The following is a 21,908-nucleotide window of genomic DNA, read 5'->3' as shown; positions in this document are numbered from 1 at the left end:
CCGTGGCCAGCTTGTACAGGAACAGGGCCCTGCGGCCCGCCACGGCCACCGCCGCGACGGTCATCACGAGCCCGATGATGGCTACCCAGAGCACGGGTCCTCCCACAACGACGTTGGTTGACAGCGTACGGTCACCGCGCTGACCAGGTCTCCCCGGGATCCTACCCGCGAGTAACATTCCGGAGGCAACCGTGAACCACATTAGGACGCGAGTCGGCTCCAGAACAATGCTCTAGGCTGTGAAATAGCGCTGAATCGTCGGCGCCAGCAACTCCACAAGCTCGTCCTGCCCGGCACTGGCCATCGGCTCCAGGCACAGCACGTGGCGGGCCACCATCACGCCGAACATCTGCGCGAAGGCCGCCTCGATCCGCAGATGGGGCACACCGAGCTGATCGGCCACCCGGTACAGCAGGGCGTTGGAGATGAACTCGCGGAACATCACGCGGGCCTGCTCGTGCGTCATGGCCGAGCGGATCAGCGCGATCATCGGCTCGCGCGTCGCCGGATCGCCGGTCACCGTCAGCATCAGCGTGACCAGCCGCCTGCCCAGATCCTCGCGGGGACCGTCGAGCAGCACCGGGAGGATCACCTCGGGCGTGATCGGCAACTGCATGGCCGCCGCGAACATGCCCTCCTTCGTCGCGAAATAGTGGTGCACCAGCGCCGGGTCGACCTGAGCCTCCCTGGCGATGCCGCGCACCGTGGCCTTGTCGAACCCCTTCTCGGCGAACACCTTGCGCGCCGCGGCCAGGATCTCCCCGCGCGTGTCGGCCGAGCCCGGACGCCTCCCGGGACGCCTCCTGATCGTGCTCATGACCTCACCGGCCCACCACGAGGTAGACCCGCATCGGCACCGACATCACATCGCCGGGGAACTCCCGCCGCAGCTCCGCCCGCTGCCGCTCCACCAGCGCGTCCGCCTCCTCCGCCGACAGCGCCGCCATGTACGAGTGAGAACGCAGGTCGAGTAGGAACTCCTCGATCCCGGCCAGCCTCGTCCACGGGATCCAGCGCTCCTCGACCACCTCGAACGCCGCCGCGATCGGCGGCACCCGCCACTCCCGGCGGGCCGGCCCCCAATAGGTGGGGCACGCCTCGGCCAGCCGCTCCTCGTAGGCGGCCAGCCAGTCGGCCTGGGCCGCGTGGGCCAGGTTCCAGCAGGCGGCGATCGCCCCGCCGGGCCGCAGCACCCGCCTGGCCTCCGCGATCGAGGCCACCGGGTCGAGCCAGTGCCAGGACTGCCCGTACGTCACCAGATCGGCGGAGCGCCCGGCGAGCGGCAGCGCGTTGCCGTCGCCCCGCACCGCGGCCACCCCGGCCGTGCCCTTGGCGCGCAGCCTGGCCAGCATCTCCGCGCCCGGATCGACCGCGACCACCCGCGAACCGCGGGCCCGCAGCGCGAGCGCGAGCTTCCCCGTGCCGGCGCCCACGTCGACCGCGGTGGCGCCGTCGAGCCGCACGCCGGACACCTCGGCCAGCGCCCGGTAGAGCTCGTCCGGATAGCCGGGCCGGCCCGCCTCGTAGGCGTCGGCCACCCGGTCGAACACCCGGCCGAGCTCACGGTCCGGGCCCGCGCGCAGGTGCTCGGGGGTCACGTGCCGTCCCGCAGATAGAGCCGGGCGAAGGCGAGCGCCTCGGCCAGGTCGTCGATGCGCTCCGAACGGCTCGCCGCCTTGCGGGTGTTGATCTCCAGGACGACCAGGCCGTCGTAGCCGTTGCGGGCCAGGCGCTGCAGCATGGGCGCGCACGGCTGGTTGCCCCGGCCGGGCACCAGGTGCTCGTCCTTGTTCGTCACGCCCATGCCGTCGGCCAGGTGGAGGTGCGCCAGCCGGTCGCCCAGCTTCGTGGCCATCTCCATGGCGTCGGAGCCGGACACGGCGGTGTGCGACAGGTCGAGCGTGACGTGGGGGAAGTCGTAGTCGACGGGGTTCCAGTCAGGGGAGTAGGGGACCACGTCGTTGCCCCGGGCCCGCAGCGGGAACATGTTCTCGACCGCGAAGATGACGTCCGTCTCCTCGCGCATCCGGGCCAGGCCGGTCTCGAACTCCCGGGCGTACTCGCGCTGCCATCGGAACGGCGGGTGCACGACGACAGTGGAGGCGCCCAGCCGCTCTGCGGCCCGCTGCGCGCGCACCAGCTTGGCCCACGGGTCACGGCCCCACACCCGCTGGGTGACGAGCAGGCAGGGCGCGTGGATGGCGAGGACGGGCACCTCGTAATGGTCGGAAAGCCGCTCGATCACGTCGATGTCCTGGCTCACCGGGTCGGCGCCGACCATGATCTCGACGCCGTCGTATCCCAGGCGCGCGGCCAGTTCGAACGCATCGGGCGTGCGTTCCGGATATACCGAAGCGGTGGACAATGCGACCTTCGCATTGGGCACGCGGATGACATCAGCCACGTTGCCAGCCTAAGCCGGATGTCCGATGCGAGCGCGCCACGCCGTACGGTTGTCGCATGCGCAGGACGGTCCGCGGGGCGATCCCGAGCCCCAACATCTGGCGCACGCCCCACGTGTACGAGCTGGAGAACCGCGCCGTCGACCCCGACGACACGGCCGGCGCGGCGATGCGCGAGCTGCGGCCGTGGCGTGGCGCGACCCTGCTCGACATCGGCTGCGGCGCCGGCTACCACCTGCCCGGATACGCCGCCGAGGCGGCCCGGGTGATCGGCGTCGAGCCGCACCGCGACCTGGCCGCCGCGGCCCGCCGCCGGTGCGCCGCGCTCCCGGCCGTCGAAGTGCACGACGGCGTCGCCCAGGACCTGCCGCTGCCGGACGCCACGGTCGACGTCGCCATCGCGCGCTGGGCGTACTTCTTCGGGCCCGGCTGCGAGCCGGGCCTGCGCGAGCTGTCGCGGGTGATGCGGCGCGGCGGCGCGGCCTTCGTCATCGACCTCGACGCCTCCAGGGGCACGTTCGGGCAGTGGTTCCAGCGGACGGTCCCGACCTACTCGCCGCGCGACGTGGAGGCGTTCTGGGTCCGGCAGGGCTGGCAGCGGCGGCAGCTCGACCTGCGCATGGTCTTCGAGCGGCGGGCCGACCTGGAGGCGGTGCTGCGCATCGAGTTCGCCCCCGAGGTGGCCGAGCAGGCCATCGCCGAGACCCCGGGGCTGGAGCTCGACTACCCGAACGTGCTCCGCTGGCGCTACTTCTGACCGCTTGACCTTGACGCCGGTGTCAGTGTTCACCGTGGCTTCATGCGCATCGGAGAGCCGGCCCGGCGGACCGGGGTGAGCGCCCGCTCGCTCCGCTACTACGAGCAGCACGGGCTGCTGCTCGCCCGCCGCGCGGAGGTCGCCGCGCAGCTCGCCGGCTGGTGCGAAGGCTGCTTAGGGGCGGCCGGTCAGGCAGGTCGTCGGCGCCCGCCCCAAGCGCATGCTCGTCCGCGAGCCGGGCCTGGCGTAGTTCCTCGGGTTGACGGCGGATTCATTCCACGGGTTGATCCGCTCGCGGGGTTCACGCCCTACGGTGAACCCCATGCCCCGTACCGCCCTGGCCGGTCTGATAGCGCTGGCGGGCCTGCTCGCGCTCACCCTCTTCGACCTCTCACCCCCCAGTCCCGTGAGCGCGTCCGCGCCGCCCGGCGTGTTCAGCGCCGAGCGCGCGTACGAGCACGTCGAGGCCGTCGCCGGGGCGCCGCACCCGACCGGCTCGGCCGAGCACACGCGCGTCCGCGAGTACCTGGTGGCCGAGCTGCGCGCCCTCGGCCTCGACGTCCGCGTCCAGGAGGGCGTCGGCGTGTTCCCGCTCGACCGCGCCGTCTCGATCCCGATGGGCACGATGCGCAACATCGTCGCCGTCCGGCCCGGCACCGACCCCACCGGCCGCGTCGTGCTGGCCGCCCACTACGACTCGGTGCCCGCCTCCCCCGGCGCCGCCGACGACGGCGCGGGCGTGGCCACGATCCTGGAGGTCGCCCGCGCCCTGCCCCAAGACAGCCGGAACGACGTCGTCTTCCTCATCACCGACGGCGAGGAGCAGGGCCTGCTCGGCGCGGAGGCGTTCGTCCGGGAGGACCCCCTGGCCGAGGGCACCGTGGTGGTGCTCAACAACGAGGCGCGCGGAGTGCGCGGCAGCGTGCAGACGTTCCGCGCCGCGCCCGGCGCCGCGCCGCTGATCTCGCTGTACGGGGCCACGGCCCCGCATCCGTCGGCCGACTCCTCCTTCGCGGCCCTGCTGACCCTGATGCCCAACAACACCGACTTCCACGTCTTCGACCAGGCCGGCTGGCTGGGCCTCGACTCCGCGTTCATCGGCGGCGGCGCCTACTACCACACGCCCCTCGACGACCCCGCCCACCTCGACCTGGGCACCCTCCAGCAGATGGGCGACAACGCGCTGGCGCTCGTCCGCACGCTGGCCGACACCGACCTGCCGGCGCTCCGGTCGGGCGAGGAGGCGGTCTACTTCAACGTGCCCGGCCTGCTGGTGCGCTATCCGCTCGCGCTGGAGCTGCCGCTGGCGGTGGCCGCGGTGCTTCTCGCCGGCGTCCTGGTCCTGGTGCTGCGGCGGCGCGGCGAGGTCACGCTGCCCCGCGTCGCGGCGGCCACCGGCCTGGCGCTGGTGCCCGTCCTGCTGGCCGGCTCCCTGGGTTACGCCGCGATGCCCCTCCTGACGGTGTTCCGGCCCGACTACGCCGACTTGTTCACCGGCGACCCCTACCGTCCGGGGCTCTACCAGGCGGCGCTCCTGGTCGCCACCCTGGCCGTGGTCCTGACCTGGCGGATCGCCCTGCGCCGCCTGGGCCCGGCCGCTCTGGCCGCGGGCCCCGTGCTCCTGACGGCCGTCCTGGGCCTGGGTTCGGCCGCCACGCTGCCCGGTGGCGCCCACTCCCTGACCCTGCCCGCCCTCTTCGCCGCCCTCGGCTGGCTGGTCTGCCTGCGGCTCGGGAAACAGGCGGCCGACCGCCGGGCATCCCTCTGGCCGGTGATCGCCCTCACCGCCGGGATGGCGCCCGCCGCCGTGCTGCTGGGGGGCGCCGCCGTGGTCTCGCTGGACCTGGGGCTCGGGATCGGCGGCATGATCGCCGCCCCGCACTTCGCCCTGATGCTGCTGCTCCTGCTACCGCTGGCCGAACGGGCCCTCCCGGCGCTGAGCCGCCCCCGCGCCATCCTGCTGCCCGCCGGCGCGGTCGCCGTCTCCGCCGCCCTGGTGGCCGCCGGGCTGGCCGTCGACCGCTTCGACGCGGCCCACCCCAGGCAGGCACGCGTGGCGTACGCACTGGACACGACCACCGGGCAGGCGGTCTGGGGCACGACCGGCGAGTCCGGCGGCGAGGAGGCCCGACACTTCTTCGGCGGCGGAGGCTGGGCCGTCACGCCCGCGCAGGCGACCTCGCTGAGCGCCCCCGAGCTGGAGGTGGTCAAGGACGAGACGACCGGCGACCGCCGCACCCTGACCCTCCGCCTGACCCCGTCCGGCACCACCCCCGTCGTCGGCCTCCGCCTCGAACCGCCCGGGCCCGCCGCGGGCCCTCCCGTCCCACCGGCCGGGCCGATCACCGTGGCCGGCCGCGAGCTCCCGCCAGGCGACGGATTCACCTACCACGCCCCACCGGGCCCCCTGGAGGTCACACTCCTCCTCCGCCCCGGCCCGGCCCGCATCCGGGTGTTCGAGCGGACCTACGACGTGTCCTCGCTGCCGGGCTACGAACTTCCCCCGGACACGGTGAACCTGTCCCCGTCGGCAACCGCCTTCCGCCTCCACACCCTGTGACCCTCGGTTACGAACACCCCCCGGACACCGTGAACCCATCGGCAACCACCCTCCGCCTCCACACCCTGTGGTCACCGACGGCGGTTGTCGGTCGCGACCGCTAGCCTGCTCCGCATGGCCAAGACTGCCCAGAAGCCCGGATACCGCTGTGCCGAGTGCGGCTGGCGCACCCCCAAGTGGGTGGGCCGCTGCGGCGAGTGCCAGGCGTGGGGCACCGTCGACGAAGAGGGCGGCCGCGCCGGCGTCCGCGTCGTCCAAGCCGGTGCCACCACCGCTCCGGCGATGCCGATCGGCCAGGTCAAGGCGGAGATCGCCGCCGCCCGCAGCACCGGCGTCGGCGAGCTCGACCGGGTCCTCGGCGGCGGCCTGGTGCCAGGCGCGGTCGTGCTGCTGGCCGGCGAGCCCGGCATCGGCAAGTCCACGCTGCTGCTGGAGGCCGCCGCCCGCATCGCCGAGCGCGAGACCGTTCTCTACGTCACCGGCGAGGAGTCGGCCGCCCAGGTCCGGCTCCGCGCCGACCGCATCGACGCCATCCGCGACCACCTCTACCTCGCCGCCGAGACCGAGCTGTCCGCCCTGGTCGCCCACGTGGAGAAAATCCAGCCCAGCATGCTCGTGGTCGACTCGGTGCAGACCGTCGGCTCCGCCCAGGCCACCGGCGTCCCCGGCGGCGTCACCCAGGTCCGCGAGGTCGCCGCCAACCTCGTCCGGCTGGCCAAGGAACGCAACATGGCCACCGTCCTCGTCGGCCACGTCACCAAGGAAGGCTCCATCGCCGGCCCGCGCACCCTCGAACACCTCGTCGACGTGGTGCTCAACTTCGAGGGCGACCGCCACTCGCGGCTCCGCATGGTACGAGCGATCAAGAACAGGTTCGGCCCCACCGACGAGGTCGGCTGCTTCGACCTGCACGAACGCGGCATCGAAGGCATCACCGACCCCAGCGGCCTGTTCGTCTCCCGCCGCGCCGACCCGGTCCCCGGCACCTGCGTCACCGTCACCGTCGAAGGCACCCGCCCGCTGCCCGCCGAAGTCCAGGCCCTCGTCGCCCGCACCGACGCGCAGCAGCCCCGGCGCACCTCCTCCGGCCTCGACACCTACCGCGTCCAGATGATCCTGGCCGTGCTGGAGCGGCGCCTCAACGCCCGGCTGGGCGGCTGCGACGTCTTCACCGCCACCGTCGGCGGCATCAAACTCAGCGACCCCGCCGTCGACCTGGCGGTCATGCTCGCCGTCGCCAGCGCCGCCGGCGACAAACCCCTCCCGCCCGGCCTCGTCGCCCTCGGCGAAGTCGGCCTCGCAGGCGAGCTCCGCCCGGTCAAGGACGTCCGCCGCCGCCTCACCGAAGCGGCCCGCCTCGGCTTCAAACGCGGCCTCGTCCCTCTCGGCTCCCTCGACGAAGGCAACCGCAAACGCGCCGGCCAGCGCTCCCTCGTCCCGGTCGGCCCGGTCGCCTTCGCCCCCGGCTTCGAGGTCGTAGAGGCCGAAAACGTCTGGGACGCCCTCACCCACGTCACCTGACCCGGCCTCTCGCGGCGCCCCTCGTACAACCTCGCAGCCACCCACCTCACGGGGCCCAGGCAGGCAAGACCCTTCCCTGACCCGGGCCCCGGCCTCTCGCGACGATCCCCGTACGACCTGGAAGCTGCCCCACCTAGCGGGGACCGGACAGGCACGGCCCTTCCCTGACCCGGGGAAGAGGTTCCCCTCCACGCGCCCTCCCCTGCATCCCTACTCAACGCGGGGATCTGGCGTGTGCGGCCTTCCAGACCACCTACGGTCCTCGCCTCACCCGGGCCTGGCTATCCCCGCTCAGTGAAGAGGTGACGCCTGCCTACGGTCCCCCACCCCGTGTGGGTCTGGTTTTCTCTTGTACGGGGATCGTTCGTAGGACGTCAGCCTCACAGGGCCGACTTGATCACCGCCCTGACCACATCACGCACCGGCTGCGGCGCTTCCAGGAACGTCGTCAGGTCGCCGCCGCGGCCCTCCAGGAGCCCCACACCGATGTTGGAGAAGATCGACATCGTGTGCCCGGCCTGGTACGGCTCCAGCCCGGTCAGGGCCGCCCGCGCCTCACCCAGAGAGACCGGCCGGTACTCCACAGGCCTGCCGAGCGTCTCGGCCAGCAGCTCAGCCAGGTCCCGCCCGCCGACCGACTCCACGCCCTCCAGCTCGTACGTACGGCCCGCATGCCGCCGCGCCCCCGACGCCAGGTCCGCCTGCACCTCGGACGCCACCCGCACGGCCACGGCGGCGAGGTCGGCGCGGGCGACGACCGACACCCGCCCGTCGCCGAGCGGCGCGGTGAACACCCCGCTCTCCGCCGCGGCAGCAGCCCCGGCCACGGCGAGCCCGGCAGGGATCTCGGCGTACAGGCCATTGCGCAGGATGGTGACGTCGAAGGGCGCCTCGGCCAGCCGTGCCTCTGTCCAGCGGTGCGCGAGTGCGATCGTGAGCCGCTCCCCCGACCCCGCGAGGCTCGTGTAGATCACGTGCCGCACACCGGCCGCCGCGGCCGCCCGCACCACCGCGCCGTGACGGGCCAGAACGATGTCGTCCTCCGCGTACCCGGCAGAGACGAACACCAGCACGTCCACACCCGCGAAGGCCCGCTCCAGCGTCTCCGGCCGATCGAAGTCGGCGAGCCGGTCGCCGTCCCCGGAACTACCGGCCCCGGCCACCGCAAGCCCGTCCACAGAGCTGCCAGCCCCGGCCACCCCACGCCCATCCCCGGAGCTGCCAGCCCCTGCCACCCCAAGCCTGTCCACGGAACTGCTGGCCCCGGCCACCGCGAGCCCGTCCACGGCCCGCAGCCCGGCGAGGATCGCGCTGCCGAGCTGACCCGACACGCCGGTGACGAGAATCATGAGACCACTCCTGTTGTTGCTGAACCAAGAACAACGCCCAGCATGGGCTCCCCCGGGCGCCCAAGGTAAGGAGGCACTTTCATGTCAGTCGCGAACACGGAAGTAACCCCCCAGGTCCTCGGCCCGTGCGGGGATGACGACTGCGGCATCCGCGATGTGCTCGACCGGCTCGGCGACAAGTGGACGGTGCTGGTAATAGTGGAACTGACCAAAGGTGTGCGGCGGTTCAGGGAGCTGCAGCGGGCGATCCCGGGCATCTCGCAGCGGATGCTGACGGTGACGACGCGGCGGCTGTGCCGGGACGGGCTGGTCGAGCGGACGGCCTACCCCACGATCCCGCCGCAGGTCGAGTACCGGTTGACGCCGGTCGGCCAGAGCCTGGCCGAGACGGTCGAGCGCCTGGCCGACTGGTCGCGGGAACACAAGGACACCATCGCGGCGGCCCGGGAGCGGTGGGACAACAGCCGTTGAAACCCGCCCCGGGTGACTCGATACGGTGGAATGTCCGCCCGTAGGCGGAGGAGGAAACAGGACGCCGCGGCTAAGCTGGGCTTGTTTATGTGGACACGGGGGTCAGGTGCCGAACGACAGGACTCTTGACGACCGCCGTCGCGAAGCCCTCGCCAAGGTCGCCCCGGGCACACCACTACGCGACGGCCTGGAACGGATCCTGCGCGGGCAGACCGGCGGCTTGATCGTGCTCGGCTACAACAAGACCGTCGAGCGCCTCTGCAGCGGCGGCTTCCAGCTCGACGTCGACTTCTCCGCCACCCGCCTGCGGGAGCTGGCCAAGATGGACGGCGCGATCGTGGTCAGCGACGACCACAAGATCGTCCGGGCTGCCGTCCACCTCGTCCCCGACCCCACCATCCCGACCGACGAGTCCGGCACCCGCCACCGCACCGCCCAGCGCGTCGCCAAGGAGACGGGCCTGCCGATCATCGCGATCAGCAAGTCCATGCGGATCATCGCCCTCTACCTCGACGGCATCCGCTACGTGCTGGAAGAGTCGGCCGCCATCATGTCCAAGGCCAACCAGGCCCTGGCCACCCTCGAACGCTACAAGCACCGCCTCGACGAGGTCTCCGGCACCCTGTCCGCCCTGGAGATCGAGGACCTGGTGACCGTGCGCGACGTGGCGGCGGTGGCGCAGCGGCTGGAGATGGTCCGGCGCATCTCCGACGAGATCAAGGGGTACGTGGTCGAGCTCGGCACCGACGGCCGGCTCCTGTCCCTGCAGCTCGACGAGCTGGTCTCCGGCGTCGACTCCGAGCGGGAGATGGTGGTGCGCGACTATCTGCCGTCCCCGTCGGGCCGCCGCCAGCGCACCCTCCCCGAAGCCCTGGAGGATCTCGACCGGCTCTCCGGCACCGAACTGCTCGACCTGTCGGTGGTCGCCCAGGTGCTCGGCCACCCCGGCAACGACAAACTCGACAGCCCGGTCAGCCCGCGCGGCTTCCGCCTGCTGGCCAAGGTGCCCCGCCTGCCCTCCACCGTCGTCGACCGCCTCGTCGACCACTTCGGCAGCCTGCAGAAGCTCCTGGCGGCCAGCGTCAACGACCTCCAGGCGGTCGAGGGCGTCGGCGCCGCCCGCGCCCGGAGCGTCCGCGAGGGGCTCTCCCGCCTCGCGGAGTCCTCCATCCTGGAGCGCTACGTCTGACCCGCCGACGGGTTCTGCTCGCAGGCGGGAGCGTCCGGGCGCGGTTGCCGATCGGGCTGAAGGCCGCCTGAACAGCACGGGGTGACCGGCGCCCCCGGTCACCCCACCTGGGTCATGGGCTCTAGCGCAGGTGGAAGACGCCCTTGGGGCTCTTGTGCTTGCCCATCCGGGCCATCGCCACGTACGTGCCGGGCAGGGCGGCGGGCGGGTCGGCGCGGCAGTTCTCGCTGGAGCGGCGGCGGTTCCAGTCGAGGGTGCGGACGTAGGGCACGCCGCGCTCCAACTGCCGCATGTCGGTCCCCGCGCCGCTGACGCAGTCGGCGGTCGACCAGATGCGGTCGTCGCCGGACGTGATGCGGATCTCCAGCGCCCGCGGGCCGACGTCGGTCTTGCACATGACCGGCCCGGTGTTGACGACGGTGACGATGAAGTGCGGGCGCGTGCCGCGGGGGTAGATCTCCTGCTTGCCCTCCAGGTGGAGCACCAGGTCGTCCTCGTCGCACGGCTCGCCCGCGCGCTTGGCGCGTTTGGTCTTGCTCGGGGTGGGCGTCGGCGATGGGGTCGCCGTGCCCATGGCCAGCGTACGGAGTCCCGCGAGCAGCGGGTCGGTGACCGGGGCGGCACTGGGCGAGGACTCGGCGTTGGAGGACTTCTCGGGGCCGCCGGAGCTGGAACAGGCCCAGGCGACCACGGCCACCACCACCAGCACGGCGATGAGCAGGCTCATGCGCCGCCGCCAGTAGACGTCGCCTCCGATTCCCGGGTCTCCGCGCATGGTTTCCGGATCCATGCGGCCAGGATGGGTAACGGCTCGATGACGTACGGTCACGACACGCCGGACCTTGCCAAGTCGTCATACGCTGGGCCGCGTGGTCGAGCCGAAACTCCTACACCTTCCCATTCTGGAGTGGTACGAAAACAACGCCCGGGATCTCCCGTGGCGCACCCCCGACCGGACGCCGTGGGGAGTGCTGGTCAGCGAGATCATGCTGCAGCAGACGCCGGTGTCGCGGGTGCTGCCCGTCTGGCACGAGTGGATGGCCCGCTGGCCCACCCCGAAGGCGCTGGCCGCGGAGCCCTCCGGCGAGGCGGTGCGCGCGTGGGGGCGGCTCGGCTACCCGCGCCGGGCGCTGCGCCTGCACGCCTGCGCCACCGTCATCACCGAGCGGCACGGCGGCGAGGTCCCGTCCGACCACGCGACGCTCCTCTCCCTGCCGGGCATCGGCGAGTACACGGCCGCCGCCGTCGCCAGCTTCGCGTACGGGGGACGGCACGCCATCCTGGACACGAACGTACGGCGGGTGCTGGCACGGGCGGTACGAGCCGAGGAGTACCCCCCGACGGCCACCTCGGCCGCCGAACGCCGCCTGGCCGAAGCCCTCCTGCCCGAACTGGACGCGGCCCGCTGGGGGGTGGCGGTGATGGAGCTGGGGGCGCTGGTGTGCACCGCCCGCGCTCCCCGCTGCGACGGCTGCCCGATCTCGGGGGTGTGCGCCTGGCGCCTCGCCGGCAAGCCGCCGCACACGGGCCCCGCCCGCCGAGGACAGACGTACGCGGGCACGGACCGCCAGTGCCGGGGCCGCCTCCTCGCCGTCCTGCGCGCCGCCCACGGCCCGGTCCCCAAGGCGGCCCTGGACGCGGTCTGGGACGACGCGGTCCAGCGCGAACGCGCCCTCGACGGCCTCATCGCCGACGGCCTAGCCGAAGTGTTGGACGACGACATGTACCAACTCCCGTGCTGATGGGCGATCCTCCGGCTCGCAGGCTCGTCGCTCAAACCCGGTGTCTTCCCTCGTCGCTCAGTCGCCGCGCTCCTTCCCTCCTCAGTCCAGACACCGGCGCTCCTCGCAAACCCCTGGGTTGACGGCACGGCGTTGGCCGTGGCGCCACCCGTTTGACCTCAAGTGCGGTTGAGGAGGCAGGGTCGGTGGCGTTGGGAACCACGCCCTGGAGGGATGTTCGTGCTGGTCGAGGTGTTTGGGGATGTGCTCTGTCCTTGGTGCTACATCGGCAAGAGGCGGCTTGAATCGGCGCTGATGGGGCTGGAGGTGGAGGTCGTCTGGCGGGCGTTCGAGCTGGATCCCGGGGGTAGCAGGGTTCCCGGGGAGACCGCTGCTGAGGCGATGGCGGAGTGGTGGGGCGACCGGGCCGAAGCTCGTGTCGCTCAGATCAGGTCGCTCGGGGCGACGGAGGGGCTGGAGCTGAATCTGCACCTGGCCAGGCCGGTCAACACCTTCGACGCTCACCGGGTCGCCCGGCTGGCGGCCGCGGACGGGCGGGGCGGGGTGATGGTGGAACGACTGCTGCGCGCGTATCACACCGAGGGGCTGAACGTGGCCGACCCGGAGGTGCTGCGGCGGCTGGGGGTGGAGACCGGGCTGGACGGCGACCGGGTGGACGGTGTGCTGGTCGGGGCCGAGTTCGCGGACGAGGTGCGGGACGATCGGCGGCGGGCCGTCGAGCTGGGCGTCAGCAGGGTGCCCACGTTGGTGATCGACGGGGCGGCGCCGGTTCCGGGGGTGCAGCCGGTCGAGGAGCTGCGGCGGTTGCTGGGCGGCTGAGACTACCGGGCCCAGGGCAGGGGCATGCGCTCGGCGCCTTCCGGGACGAGGTCACAGGCGTCGGGGGTGTCGAGCCCGTCCGGGTTGTAGACCTGGACGCCCGCGGGGGCGGCCACGATCGCGGCGAACCCGTGCCGCTCGTCCGCCGTCAGCCGCCGCAGGACGTCCGCGGGCAGGACCACGGTGTCCCCGGCCGCGACCTCGAAGCGCTCGCGGCCGAGCTGCACGGTGCACGACCCGGACAGCCACGTCCACACCGACTCCGCGTCGAAGGCGTGGACCGGGCCGGCGGTGCCGGGCTTGGCGTCCACGCGCCACACCGCCTGGGTCGACTGGCCCTGGGCGGGTGAGGCGAGGGTGGTCATGGTCCCGTTGGGGGTCTCGATCTTGCGAGTCTGGGCGTGGCGGATGACCGTCATGGCGTGCTCCCGTACAATAGACAACATCATTGTCTAGATAGTGAACCAGGTTGTCTATCGTGTCAAGCACGCCCCCGGGGTTCGAGCTGCCGCTCCGCCTCTTCCTGGCCTTCCGGGTGCTCATCGACGAGCTCCACGCCGAGCTGAGCCGTCAGGGGCACTCGGCGATCCGGCCCATGCACGGGTTCGTCATGCAGGCCATCGGGCCCGAGGGCACGACGGCGGCGGACCTGGGCCGCGCGCTCGGCATCACCAAGCAGGCGGCCGGCAAAACCGTCGAAACCCTCGAACGCATCGGCTACGTCGAGCGCACCCGCGACCCCGCGGACACCCGCCGCAAAATCGTCCGCCTGACCACGTACGGCGAGGACGCCCTGGCCCGCTCGGCCAGGATCTTCGACGACCTGCGCGCCCGCTGGGCCGCCGAGCTGGGCGAGGACCGCCTGCGGGCGCTGGAGTCGGATCTGCGCAAGGTGACACCTGCCGACGTGTGGCGCCTGGACGTCCCCGGCTGGTTCGGCGGCCAGTGACCCCGTACGGATTAAGCAGCGAAGACCCGGGCCGCTCACCTATGACGGCTACGAGGCGAGCTGGAGACCCAGGCCGCTCACCCCGACGGCCGGACGATATTCACCCGGCCGTCGTTACGAGGCGAACTGGGGACCCAGGCCGCTTTCAGGCGGCGAGCTGGAGACCCAGGCTGGTGAGGCTGGAGCGGGCCCAGTCGAGCTCCTGCGCCAGGAGCGAGACCAGGGCGCCGGGGCCCTTGGAGCGGCCGGGAACCGCCAGGTTGTGGGTCTCGACCTCGATGTGGGCGCTGCCGGTCACCGCGCCCGAGAGCATGGCCGTGAGGGTGTCGTGCAGCACGCCGCCGGTGTTGGGCGACCCGCCGGAGTGGTGGTGCACGTGGCCGAGCTTGACCACCGGGGCACCGGTCTTGGCCAGGTTGCGCAGCGCCTCGTCGGTCTCCTCGGCGTCGTGGGCGAGGTTGCAGGCGTCGAGGCAGACGCCCAGGTGGTCGGAGTCGATGTCGCGGACCCGCTCCATCGCCTGCTCCGTGGTCTCCAGCACGCAGCCGGGCCACGGCTCGAACCCGACCCGGACCGTCTTGCCGGTGATGCTGTGGAGGCCGCGCAGCTCGCGGGCGAGCCGCTCCAGCCGGCGGGTGGCGATGTCCTGCAGGTCGGTGGGCCAGTCGCGGCGCCAGCCGATCGGGATGGTGGAGATGCTGCCCGACTGGATGTCGTCCGGCAGCAGGAACGCGAGGATCCTGGCCAGCGCCATCGTGTAGCGGTAGCGCTCGGGCTTGGCCCAGTCGGGGCCGGGCGCCTCCTGGTTGCGGCCGCCGGTGCCGTTGAGGCTGACGACCTCGAGCCCGCGCTCGTCGAGGGAGCGGCGCAGGCGTACGAGCTCTATGCGGTCGGCGATGAGGTGGTCGGCGACGGCGGGTGAGAGCCAGAGGCCGATGCCCATCCGCTCCACGCCGAGCCGCTTGCGGACCGGCACGGCGTAGCGAGTGAGGTGGGCGATGAGGTTCTCCAGGTCCTCGGCGGGGTGCACGCCTGCGTTGTAGGCGAGGTGAACGAGCGTTCCGTCAGCGTGACGCAGGCGCATCGACTTCCTCCACGACTTGCACTGGTTTTCCCTCTCGCCAACTGGCGCACTCCGAGCCTGGCGGCCCGGACGTGACGTGCGCGTCCGCCCCTGGTTGTCTTCTTGCTACTCCCCAGGGAGCAGCCCCGGCCGCAGGGACACGCTCTCGCGCCTCACTTGGACAGGACTTGGCGAAGCTCTACGCAGTGTAGTACTACTCGTCGTGGCGGGCCAATCGATCGTACGATCACATGCGAAAACCCCCGCGCGCCGGAGCGCACGGGGGTTTCGCGGAGAACCGTCAGTTCTGGATGGAACCGGCGATGGCGGCCGCGGAGTCGGGCACCTGGTCGACGTTCTCGCCGACGAAGACGAACTTGGCGTCGTCGCCCTCGCCCTGGATCGTCACCTTCACGACCTGACCCGGACGGAGATCGCCGTAGAGGATCTTCTCCGACAGCGTGTCCTCCAGCTCGCGCTGGATCGTACGGCGCAGCGGCCGCGCGCCCATGACCGGGTCGTAGCCGCGGTCGGCGAGCAGCTGCTTGGCGTCGGACGAGACCTCCAGCCCCATGTCGCGGTCCTTCAGCCGCTCGGCCACCTGAGCCAGCATCAGGTCGACGATCTTGATGATCTCCTTCGGCGTGAGCTGGTGGAAGACCACTATGTCGTCGACACGGTTGAGGAACTCGGGCCGGAAGTGCTGCTTGAGCTCCTCCTGGACCTTGGCCTTCATCCGCTCGTAGTTGGACTCGGTGTCGTTGGACTTCGCGAACCCGACCCCGATCCCCTTCGAGATGTCGCGGGTGCCGAGGTTGGTGGTCATGATGATGACCGTGTTCTTGAAGTCGACCACGCGGCCCTGGGCGTCGGTCAGGCGACCGTCTTCCAGGATCTGCAGCAGCGAGTTGAAGATGTCGGGGTGGGCCTTCTCGATCTCGTCGAACAGGACCACGGAGAACGGCTTGCGCCGCACCTTCTCGGTGAGCTGACCGCCCTCCTCGTAGCCGACGTAGCCCGGAGGCGAGCCGAACAGCCGGGAGACGGTGTGCTTCTCCATGAACTCCGACATGTCCAGGCTGATCAGAGCGTCTTCGTCGCCGAAGAGGAACTCCGCCAGAGCCTTGGACAGCTCGGTCTTACCGACACCGGAGGGACCCGCGAAGATGAACGAGCCGCCGGGACGCCGCGGGTCCTTCAGGCCGGCGCGGGTGCGCCGGATGGACCGCGACAGGCCCTTGATGGCGTCGTCCTGGCCGATGATCCGCTTGTGGAGCTCGTCCTCCATGCGGAGCAGGCGCTGCGACTCCTCCTCGGTCAGCTTGAAGACCGGGATGCCGGTGGCGGTGGCCAGGACCTCGGCGATGAGCTCCTCGGTGACCTCGGCCACGACGTCCATGTCGCCGGCCTTCCACTCCTTCTCCCGCCGCTCGCGCTTGAGCTGGAGCTGCTTCTCCTGGTCGCGGAGGGCAGCCGCCTTCTCGAAGTCCTGCGCGTCGATCGCGGACTCCTTGTCGCGGCGGACGTTGGCGATCTTCTCGTCGTACTCGCGCAGGTCCGGCGGCGCGGTCATGCGGCGGATGCGCATGCGCGAGCCGGCCTCGTCGATGAGGTCGATCGCCTTGTCGGGCAGGTAGCGGTCGCTGATGTAGCGGTCGGCCAGCTGCGCGGCGGCCACCAGCGCGCCGTCGGTGATGGACACGCGGTGGTGAGCCTCGTAGCGGTCGCGCAGACCCTTGAGGATCTCGATCGTGTGGCTGAGCGAGGGCTCGGCCACCTGGATCGGCTGGAACCGGCGCTCCAGCGCGGCGTCCTTCTCGAGGTACTTGCGGTACTCGTCGAGGGTCGTCGCGCCGATGGTCTGCAGCTCGCCGCGGGCCAGCATCGGCTTGAGGATGCTGGCGGCGTCGATCGCGCCCTCGGCGGCGCCCGCACCCACGAGCGTGTGCAGCTCGTCGATGAACAGGATGATGTCGCCGCGCGTGCGGATCTCCTTGAGCACCTTCTTCAGGCGCTCTTCGAAGTCACCGCGGTAACGGGAGCCGGCGACCAGGGCGCCGAGGTCAAGCGTGTAGAGCTGCTTGTCCTTCAGCGTCTCGGGCACCTCGCCCCTGACGATCTTCTGTGACAGGCCTTCGACGACGGCGGTCTTGCCGACGCCGGGCTCGCCGATCAGAACGGGGTTGTTCTTGGTCCTCCGGGAGAGGACCTGCATGACCCGCTCGATCTCCTTCTCGCGGCCGATGACCGGATCCAGCTTGCCCTCGCGGGCCGCCTGGGTCAGGTTTCGGCCGAACTGGTCGAGCACCAGGGAGGTCGACGGGGCCGACTCCTGCGGACCGCCCGCGGCGGCCGGCTCCTTGCCCTGGTAACCGTGGAGCAGCTGGATCACCTGCTGCCGGACCCGGTTGAGATCAGCTCCAAGCTTGACCAGCACCTGGGCGGCCACACCCTCACCCTCACGGATGAGCCCGAGCAGGATGTGCTCGGTGCCGATGTAGTTGTGACCCAGCTGCAGAGCCTCACGGAGCGACAGCTCGAGGACCTTCTTGGCCCGCGGGGTGAAGGGAATGTGCCCCGACGGAGCCGACTGGCCCTGGCCGATGATCTCCTCGACCTGCTGACGCACGCCCTCAAGGCTGATGCCGAGGCTCTCCAGAGCCTTGGCGGCCACGCCCTCACCTTCGTGGATCAAACCAAGAAGAATGTGCTCAGTGCCGATGTAGTTGTGGTTGAGCATCCTGGCCTCTTCTTGGGCCAGGACGACAACACGCCTCGCTCGGTCGGTGAACCTCTCGAACATCTCGTCGCTCCTCACAGAGCGGTCAGTCAGGCCGGTTAATCCGGTCCCGTCATCCCGCATGCTAGCCCTGGCTCGGCGAACCGTGCTCTCTGCCGCTGACGCGCTCTATAGCAGAGAGCGTTCCCCGAGAGCAGGGCGTTCACCCTCCATCCAACTATGGTTCGGGGGTGACGTGTTCCCGATACGCCGCAAGCGAACGACGTTTAGGACGCTCGGGTGATCACGGCTCTAATCGCCGCCGGCGGCGCTGACAGATCGCACGGAACCACGATGGGGGACGCCTGGCGGGCCGGCCCTTGGGGCGGGTCGACACCCGTCATCCTGCCCGTGCGCCCTGAGACACCGCGTCCGTAACTCTTACTCCTGCCATGGTATGTGGCGAAGCAAACACGGCCAAGCGGATAGGGGAGGCATCACTCAGAGCGAAATCCGGCCGTCTGGTCAGCGGCGTTACCGGTCCGGCTTGATCGCCCCGGCCAGGCGGGCGGGAACGCTAGGTGGCGTACCGGATGCGGGAAGTGCGCGCAATGCGCGGCCGCCCCGCTGAGCGGCTTCTTCTACGCCCGTACAACAGCGATGGGGCCCCAGCTCACGCGAATGCGCTGGAGCCCCGCCATCCCCGACAAAACCGCCAAAACACGCAGACGGCGGTTCGATGCGAAGACCCAAATGCCCACGTTTCAGGCGAATCAGAAGATCGAAGAGCAGAAAGCGTCCACGATCTGAGATTCGCCCTGCACGATCATGCGCTTATGGCGGTCGCCGGGGTCCTTAGGCGAACGGCATAAGCGCATGGTCTACCCGGCGACTCCTCTTAGTGAGCCGCCTCGTACTTCTCGACGATCGTGGAGGCGATTCGGCCCCGCTCGCTGACCTGGAGGCCGTGGGCCTTGGCCCACTGCCTGATCTCGGCGCTCTTCTCGCGGCTCATCGCCCGCTGCCCGCCCCGGCCGCGACGGCGCGTGGCGACCGCCCCGGCCCGGCGAGCGTGCTGCACGAATGGCGAGAGCGCGTCCCTCAGCTTCTTGGCGTTAACGTCGCTGAGGTCAATCTCATAGGAAGCGCCGTCAATAGCGAAGCTGACCGTCTCATTGGCCTCGCCCCCATCGAGGTCATCGATGAGAATCTCCTGGATCTGCTTGGCCATCTACGCAATCCTTTCCGGAGCATTGTTTCATTCGCTCGCCCAAACATATACCCGGTAAGGCGTTAAGACAATTCAGGTCAGCAACGATTTTGCTGAGCCGCTGATCAGTTGCTCTTCTCGGCCTGATCCTGCCGGTTTGGCCGCCTGCCGGGGCCCTCGGCGCGGACCAACTTCACCACGCCAAAGATGAAGGCGCCCCCCACGACGGCCGGCGGGATGAGCGCCGACAATACCTCTGTCACAAGTTCCATTCGTCCTCGCCTCCACAGCGGACGGGGGGTTTCCTGGCGTTTTATGTACGCACGGTGCGACGGGTACGGCTTGACCGCCCCTGGTGTCGCTCTGGGTGACAACCTTCGCACCGCTGACCATAGCGGCACATAGATGCCCATAGCCTGGCAGGGGCATCAACATCCGGCAACCCGGACGCCCCATAGCCTAATGCCAGTCTCTCCAGATGCCTTACCGGATCTCCCTCAAGTTTGCTGAAAAGGGACACACGGGCTTCTCGGCTCAAGAATGATCTTTAACCACGAGCGTCCCCGCCAGCTTGTCATGGGGCCCACGCTGCAGCGGCTTGTCCATGAGGATGAGCAGGCCCACCGCGAACACGAACATTCCGGCCAGCAGATTGAGCACCGGAATGCCCATCACGATGGCGGGAGCAGGATAGCCCAGAACCCGCTTCGTCCGGTCACGCGCGCCGAGCCCGCCCGGCTCCACCCGAATCCGCATGATCGCCTTCCCGAACGTGCGCCCGCCCCGCGAAAGCATGACCCAGTCGTAGACCGTATAACCCAGCCCCGCGAGCACCCAGGCGCACACTCCGGGCAAACGACCCTCGAAGAGCCCCAGCACCCCTACAGTCCGGAAGATACCCCACAGCGCAATGAACAGAATGTAATAGAACACCCCGAACACGAGCGCTTCAATGACCCGGGCGACCAGCCGTTCCCACCATTCCGCGGGCACCGGATCGGCCTGCGGCGGCGTCCCGGCCATAACCTTCACCTCGCCCCTTCGGTGACCCGACCGTTCCCATTTTGATACGGGGCACACACACGAAAACAGGGACCGGTGGATCACCGATCCCTGTTTTCCGGGGACTGCCGAGCTACTTGATCTTGACCACCACAGTGCCGGCGAACTTGTCGGCGAACGTCTGCTGCAACGGCTTGTCCCACAGCTGCGAGGCGGCGTTGAGCATGACCAGGATTCCGCCGACGAGCGCACCAAGGAGAGGAATGAACCAGAGCAGGTAACCACCCCAGGTGACACCGGCCCGCTTCAGCGCCATGTCGTTCGGCAGGCCACCGGGCGGCATGGCAGCGCCGACCGGGACGACCTTGATCCCCATCACGATCTTGCCGACCGTCTGACCGTTCATCCTGGTCATGAAGAAGTCGTAGGCGACGTAGATGCCACCCAGCAGAACCCACGTGATGAGGTTGACCACCCACGAGCTCAGCCAGCCGGTGGTGACGCCCGTAGCGGAGTTGTAGCTGGCCACGAAGAGAATGCCCAGCAGCAGGGAGATCAGGAAGAAGACGACACCGAAGATGGCACCGTCGATGAGCCTCGCCACCAGCCGCTGCCACCACTCGGCCAGCGGCGCCGGGGCGCCCGGCGGCTGCACGCCGACCGGCTGGCCGTATCCGGGCTGCCCGTAGGCCGGCTGGCCGTACTGCTGCTGCTGGCCGTAACCGGGCTGGCCGTACTGCTGCTGACCGTACGGAGCCTGCTGACCGTACTGAGGCTGCCCGTAACCAGGCTGGGACGGCGGCTGCTGGCCGAACCCCTGCCCGTAGCCGGGCTGGGACTCGGGCTGCTGACCGTACTGCTGCTGCCCGTAACCCTGCCCGAACCCCGGCTGGGACTCGGCCTGCTGGCCGTAACCGGGCTGGGAAGGAGGCTGCTGACCGTACTGCGGCTGCCCATAGCCGGGCTGCCCGGAGGGAGGCTGCTGCCCGTACCCCTGCCCGTAGCCGGGCTGAGAGGGCGGCTGCTGCCCGTACTGCGGCTGTCCGTATCCAGGCTGGGACGGCGGCTGCTGCCCGTACTGCTGCCCGTAGTCGGGCTGCCCGTACGGGGGCTGCTGACCGTAATCAGGCTGCGAGGGGCCCTGCTGACCGTATCCCTGCTGCCCAGGGTCGGGGTGGCCGTACTGCTGCTGGCCGTAACCCTGCTGGCCATAGCCCTGCTGACCCGGCTGACCGTACTGGGGCTGCTGCTGCCCGTAGGGCGGCTGCTGGCCGTAGGGGTCGTCGGCCCTGAAACCCACGACCGTGGCATCGGGATCGTCGCCTGGGGGGCGTCCCGGGTTGTGCCCGTATCCGGGATGATGCCCTTGCGGATCATCCTGCGGATACGGCGGCTGTCCGGTGCTCACCGTGTCACCTCGCTTCGCGTGCGCGTGTGGCGCATGTCAGGGCATATGCCTGTCCTGGACAACGTATCGACATGACTGGCAACAATCACCTTTTCTACCGGTCAAGATCCGCATCGTCCGAGGTCAGGTGGAGCAACATTCGCGTGTTCCCGAGCGTGTTGGGCTTGACGTGTTCCAGGTCGAGAAACTCGGCCACACCCTCGTCATACGAGGCCAGAAGCTCGGCGTAGACCTCGGGGGAGACGGGGGTCCCTTTGATCTCGCGGAAGCCGTGGCGGGCGAAGAAGTCGACCTCGAAAGTGAGACAGAACACCCGCTGCAGACCCAGTTCTCTGGCCGTGTCGATGAGGGCCTGCACGATGCGGTGGCCGATGGCCAGCCCGCGCGCCTCCGGGTGCACGGCCACGGTCCTGATCTCCGCCAGGTCCTCCCAGAGCACGTGCAGCGCGCCGCAGCCCACGACCTGGCCTCCGCGCTCGGCCACCCAGAACTCCTGCACGTCCTCGTACAGGGTGACGGTGGCCTTCTCCAGCAGCCGGGGACCGGCTCCCGCGTAGGTGTCGACCAGGCTTTTGATGGCTTTGACGTCCGGTGTCCGGGCACGCCGGACCAGGACTTCCGTGTCAGGAAGTGCGCGTTCGGCGACCTGCTCCATGGCTCTCCAGCGTACAGAGTGCGTTTACGGCTCACCCCTAACCCGGGACGTCCGCCCTTCGTGCAACGCCTGATAGGTGGACGACCGTTCCC

The 21,908-nt window shown here is 70.3% G+C and carries 20 protein-coding genes and 1 pseudogene; 9 read left to right on the top strand and 12 right to left on the bottom strand.

From position 1 onward, the window contains the following. Nucleotides 1–232: 232 nt before the first annotated feature. Genes AB0J42_RS26775 through AB0J42_RS26765 form a run of 3 tightly spaced genes read right to left on the bottom strand, consistent with a single transcriptional unit; the run spans nt 233 to nt 2,404 of the window. A complete protein-coding gene (locus AB0J42_RS26775; protein ID WP_364299031.1) occupies nt 233–817 on the bottom strand; it encodes a TetR family transcriptional regulator in 585 nt (194 codons plus the stop codon). A gap of 4 nt (nt 818–821) precedes the next feature. Continuing rightward, complete coding sequence (locus tag AB0J42_RS26770) at nt 822–1,598, bottom strand: methyltransferase domain-containing protein (protein WP_364299029.1); 777 nt, start codon at nt 1,596–1,598, stop codon at nt 822–824. Next, complete coding sequence (locus AB0J42_RS26765) at nt 1,595–2,404, bottom strand: sugar phosphate isomerase/epimerase (RefSeq protein WP_364299027.1); 810 nt, start codon at nt 2,402–2,404, stop codon at nt 1,595–1,597. The genes AB0J42_RS26770 and AB0J42_RS26765 overlap by 4 nt, the downstream gene beginning before the upstream one ends. Before the next feature lie 56 nt (nt 2,405–2,460). On the opposite strand from AB0J42_RS26765, the gene AB0J42_RS26760 reads away from it, so the two are divergent. The 4 genes and pseudogenes from AB0J42_RS26760 to radA all read left to right on the top strand — a co-directional run bounded on the left by AB0J42_RS26760 (nt 2,461) and on the right by radA (nt 7,240). Then, nucleotides 2,461–3,159, top strand: coding sequence for a class I SAM-dependent methyltransferase (locus AB0J42_RS26760; protein ID WP_364299025.1), 699 nt, complete (start codon nt 2,461–2,463; stop codon nt 3,157–3,159). 42 nt (nt 3,160–3,201) lie between these two features. Next, a pseudogene (locus tag AB0J42_RS26755) lies at nt 3,202–3,279 on the top strand (MerR family DNA-binding transcriptional regulator); the annotation flags it as partial. 202 nt (nt 3,280–3,481) lie between these two features. After that, nucleotides 3,482–5,719 carry a M20/M25/M40 family metallo-hydrolase gene (locus AB0J42_RS26750; RefSeq protein ID WP_364299023.1) on the top strand — a complete coding sequence of 746 codons (2,238 nt, stop codon included), beginning with the start codon at nt 3,482–3,484 and terminating at the stop codon, nt 5,717–5,719. Between the two features lie 114 nt (nt 5,720–5,833). Then, on the top strand, nt 5,834–7,240 hold the full coding sequence (radA, locus tag AB0J42_RS26745; RefSeq protein WP_364299021.1) for a DNA repair protein RadA: 1,407 nt from the start codon (nt 5,834–5,836) through the stop codon (nt 7,238–7,240). A gap of 380 nt (nt 7,241–7,620) precedes the next feature. Here the strand turns inward: radA and AB0J42_RS26740 are convergent, their stop codons facing one another. Continuing rightward, on the bottom strand, nt 7,621–8,589 hold the full coding sequence (locus tag AB0J42_RS26740; RefSeq protein ID WP_364299019.1) for an NAD(P)H-binding protein: 969 nt from the start codon (nt 8,587–8,589) through the stop codon (nt 7,621–7,623). A gap of 81 nt (nt 8,590–8,670) precedes the next feature. On the opposite strand from AB0J42_RS26740, the gene AB0J42_RS26735 reads away from it, so the two are divergent. Both AB0J42_RS26735 and disA read left to right on the top strand, forming a co-directional pair. Continuing rightward, nucleotides 8,671–9,060 carry a helix-turn-helix domain-containing protein gene (locus tag AB0J42_RS26735; RefSeq protein ID WP_364299017.1) on the top strand — a complete coding sequence of 130 codons (390 nt, stop codon included), beginning with the start codon at nt 8,671–8,673 and terminating at the stop codon, nt 9,058–9,060. A gap of 106 nt (nt 9,061–9,166) precedes the next feature. Beyond that, the gene (disA, locus tag AB0J42_RS26730) at nt 9,167–10,249 is read left to right on the top strand and encodes a DNA integrity scanning diadenylate cyclase DisA (protein ID WP_364299015.1); all 1,083 of its coding nucleotides are present in this window, start codon (nt 9,167–9,169) and stop codon (nt 10,247–10,249) included. 121 nt (nt 10,250–10,370) lie between these two features. Here disA and AB0J42_RS26725 read toward each other — a convergent pair whose 3' ends face one another. After that, nucleotides 10,371–11,039, bottom strand: a complete 669-nt coding sequence (locus tag AB0J42_RS26725; RefSeq protein ID WP_364299013.1) for a hypothetical protein — start codon at nt 11,037–11,039, stop codon at nt 10,371–10,373. A 79-nt stretch (nt 11,040–11,118) separates the two neighbouring features. Here AB0J42_RS26725 and AB0J42_RS26720 point away from each other — a divergent pair, with 79 nt between their 5' ends. Together AB0J42_RS26720 and AB0J42_RS26715 are read left to right on the top strand one after the other, a co-directional pair. Beyond that, on the top strand, nt 11,119–11,991 hold the full coding sequence (locus tag AB0J42_RS26720; protein WP_364299011.1) for an A/G-specific adenine glycosylase: 873 nt from the start codon (nt 11,119–11,121) through the stop codon (nt 11,989–11,991). A gap of 213 nt (nt 11,992–12,204) precedes the next feature. Then, complete coding sequence (locus AB0J42_RS26715) at nt 12,205–12,810, top strand: DsbA family oxidoreductase (protein ID WP_364299009.1); 606 nt, start codon at nt 12,205–12,207, stop codon at nt 12,808–12,810. Between the two features lie 2 nt (nt 12,811–12,812). On the opposite strand, the gene AB0J42_RS26710 is transcribed toward AB0J42_RS26715, so the two are convergent. After that, the gene (locus AB0J42_RS26710; protein ID WP_364299007.1) at nt 12,813–13,229 is read right to left on the bottom strand and encodes a cupin; all 417 of its coding nucleotides are present in this window, start codon (nt 13,227–13,229) and stop codon (nt 12,813–12,815) included. A gap of 59 nt (nt 13,230–13,288) precedes the next feature. Between AB0J42_RS26710 and AB0J42_RS26705 the strand changes: the two genes are divergently transcribed. Further along, nucleotides 13,289–13,759 carry a MarR family winged helix-turn-helix transcriptional regulator gene (locus AB0J42_RS26705; RefSeq protein ID WP_364299005.1) on the top strand — a complete coding sequence of 157 codons (471 nt, stop codon included), beginning with the start codon at nt 13,289–13,291 and terminating at the stop codon, nt 13,757–13,759. 145 nt (nt 13,760–13,904) lie between these two features. Here the strand turns inward: AB0J42_RS26705 and AB0J42_RS26700 are convergent, their stop codons facing one another. The 6 genes from AB0J42_RS26700 to AB0J42_RS26675 form a co-directional block, all read right to left on the bottom strand. Beyond that, on the bottom strand, nt 13,905–14,843 hold the full coding sequence (locus AB0J42_RS26700) for a TIM barrel protein (RefSeq protein WP_364299003.1): 939 nt from the start codon (nt 14,841–14,843) through the stop codon (nt 13,905–13,907). Between the two features lie 280 nt (nt 14,844–15,123). After that, nucleotides 15,124–17,625, bottom strand: a complete 2,502-nt coding sequence (locus tag AB0J42_RS26695) for an ATP-dependent Clp protease ATP-binding subunit (protein WP_364299001.1) — start codon at nt 17,623–17,625, stop codon at nt 15,124–15,126. Nucleotides 17,626–18,439: 814 nt separating this feature from the next. After that, nucleotides 18,440–18,772 carry an Lsr2 family protein gene (locus AB0J42_RS26690; protein WP_364298999.1) on the bottom strand — a complete coding sequence of 111 codons (333 nt, stop codon included), beginning with the start codon at nt 18,770–18,772 and terminating at the stop codon, nt 18,440–18,442. Between the two features lie 513 nt (nt 18,773–19,285). Continuing rightward, nucleotides 19,286–19,774: an RDD family protein gene (locus AB0J42_RS26685; RefSeq protein ID WP_364298997.1), complete on the bottom strand. Its 489-nt coding sequence runs from the start codon at nt 19,772–19,774 to the stop codon at nt 19,286–19,288. Nucleotides 19,775–19,886: 112 nt separating this feature from the next. Further along, nucleotides 19,887–21,053, bottom strand: a complete 1,167-nt coding sequence (locus tag AB0J42_RS26680) for an RDD family protein (RefSeq protein WP_364298995.1) — start codon at nt 21,051–21,053, stop codon at nt 19,887–19,889. Between the two features lie 202 nt (nt 21,054–21,255). Then, nucleotides 21,256–21,816, bottom strand: a complete 561-nt coding sequence (locus AB0J42_RS26675) for an amino-acid N-acetyltransferase (protein ID WP_364298993.1) — start codon at nt 21,814–21,816, stop codon at nt 21,256–21,258. Nucleotides 21,817–21,908: the final 92 nt, after the last annotated feature.

Source organism: Nonomuraea sp. NPDC049649, from assembly GCF_040675175.1.
In the GTDB taxonomy this organism is placed as follows: Bacteria; Actinomycetota; Actinomycetes; order Streptosporangiales; family Streptosporangiaceae; genus Nonomuraea.
This window is presented reverse-complemented; position numbering and strand designations above follow the sequence as displayed.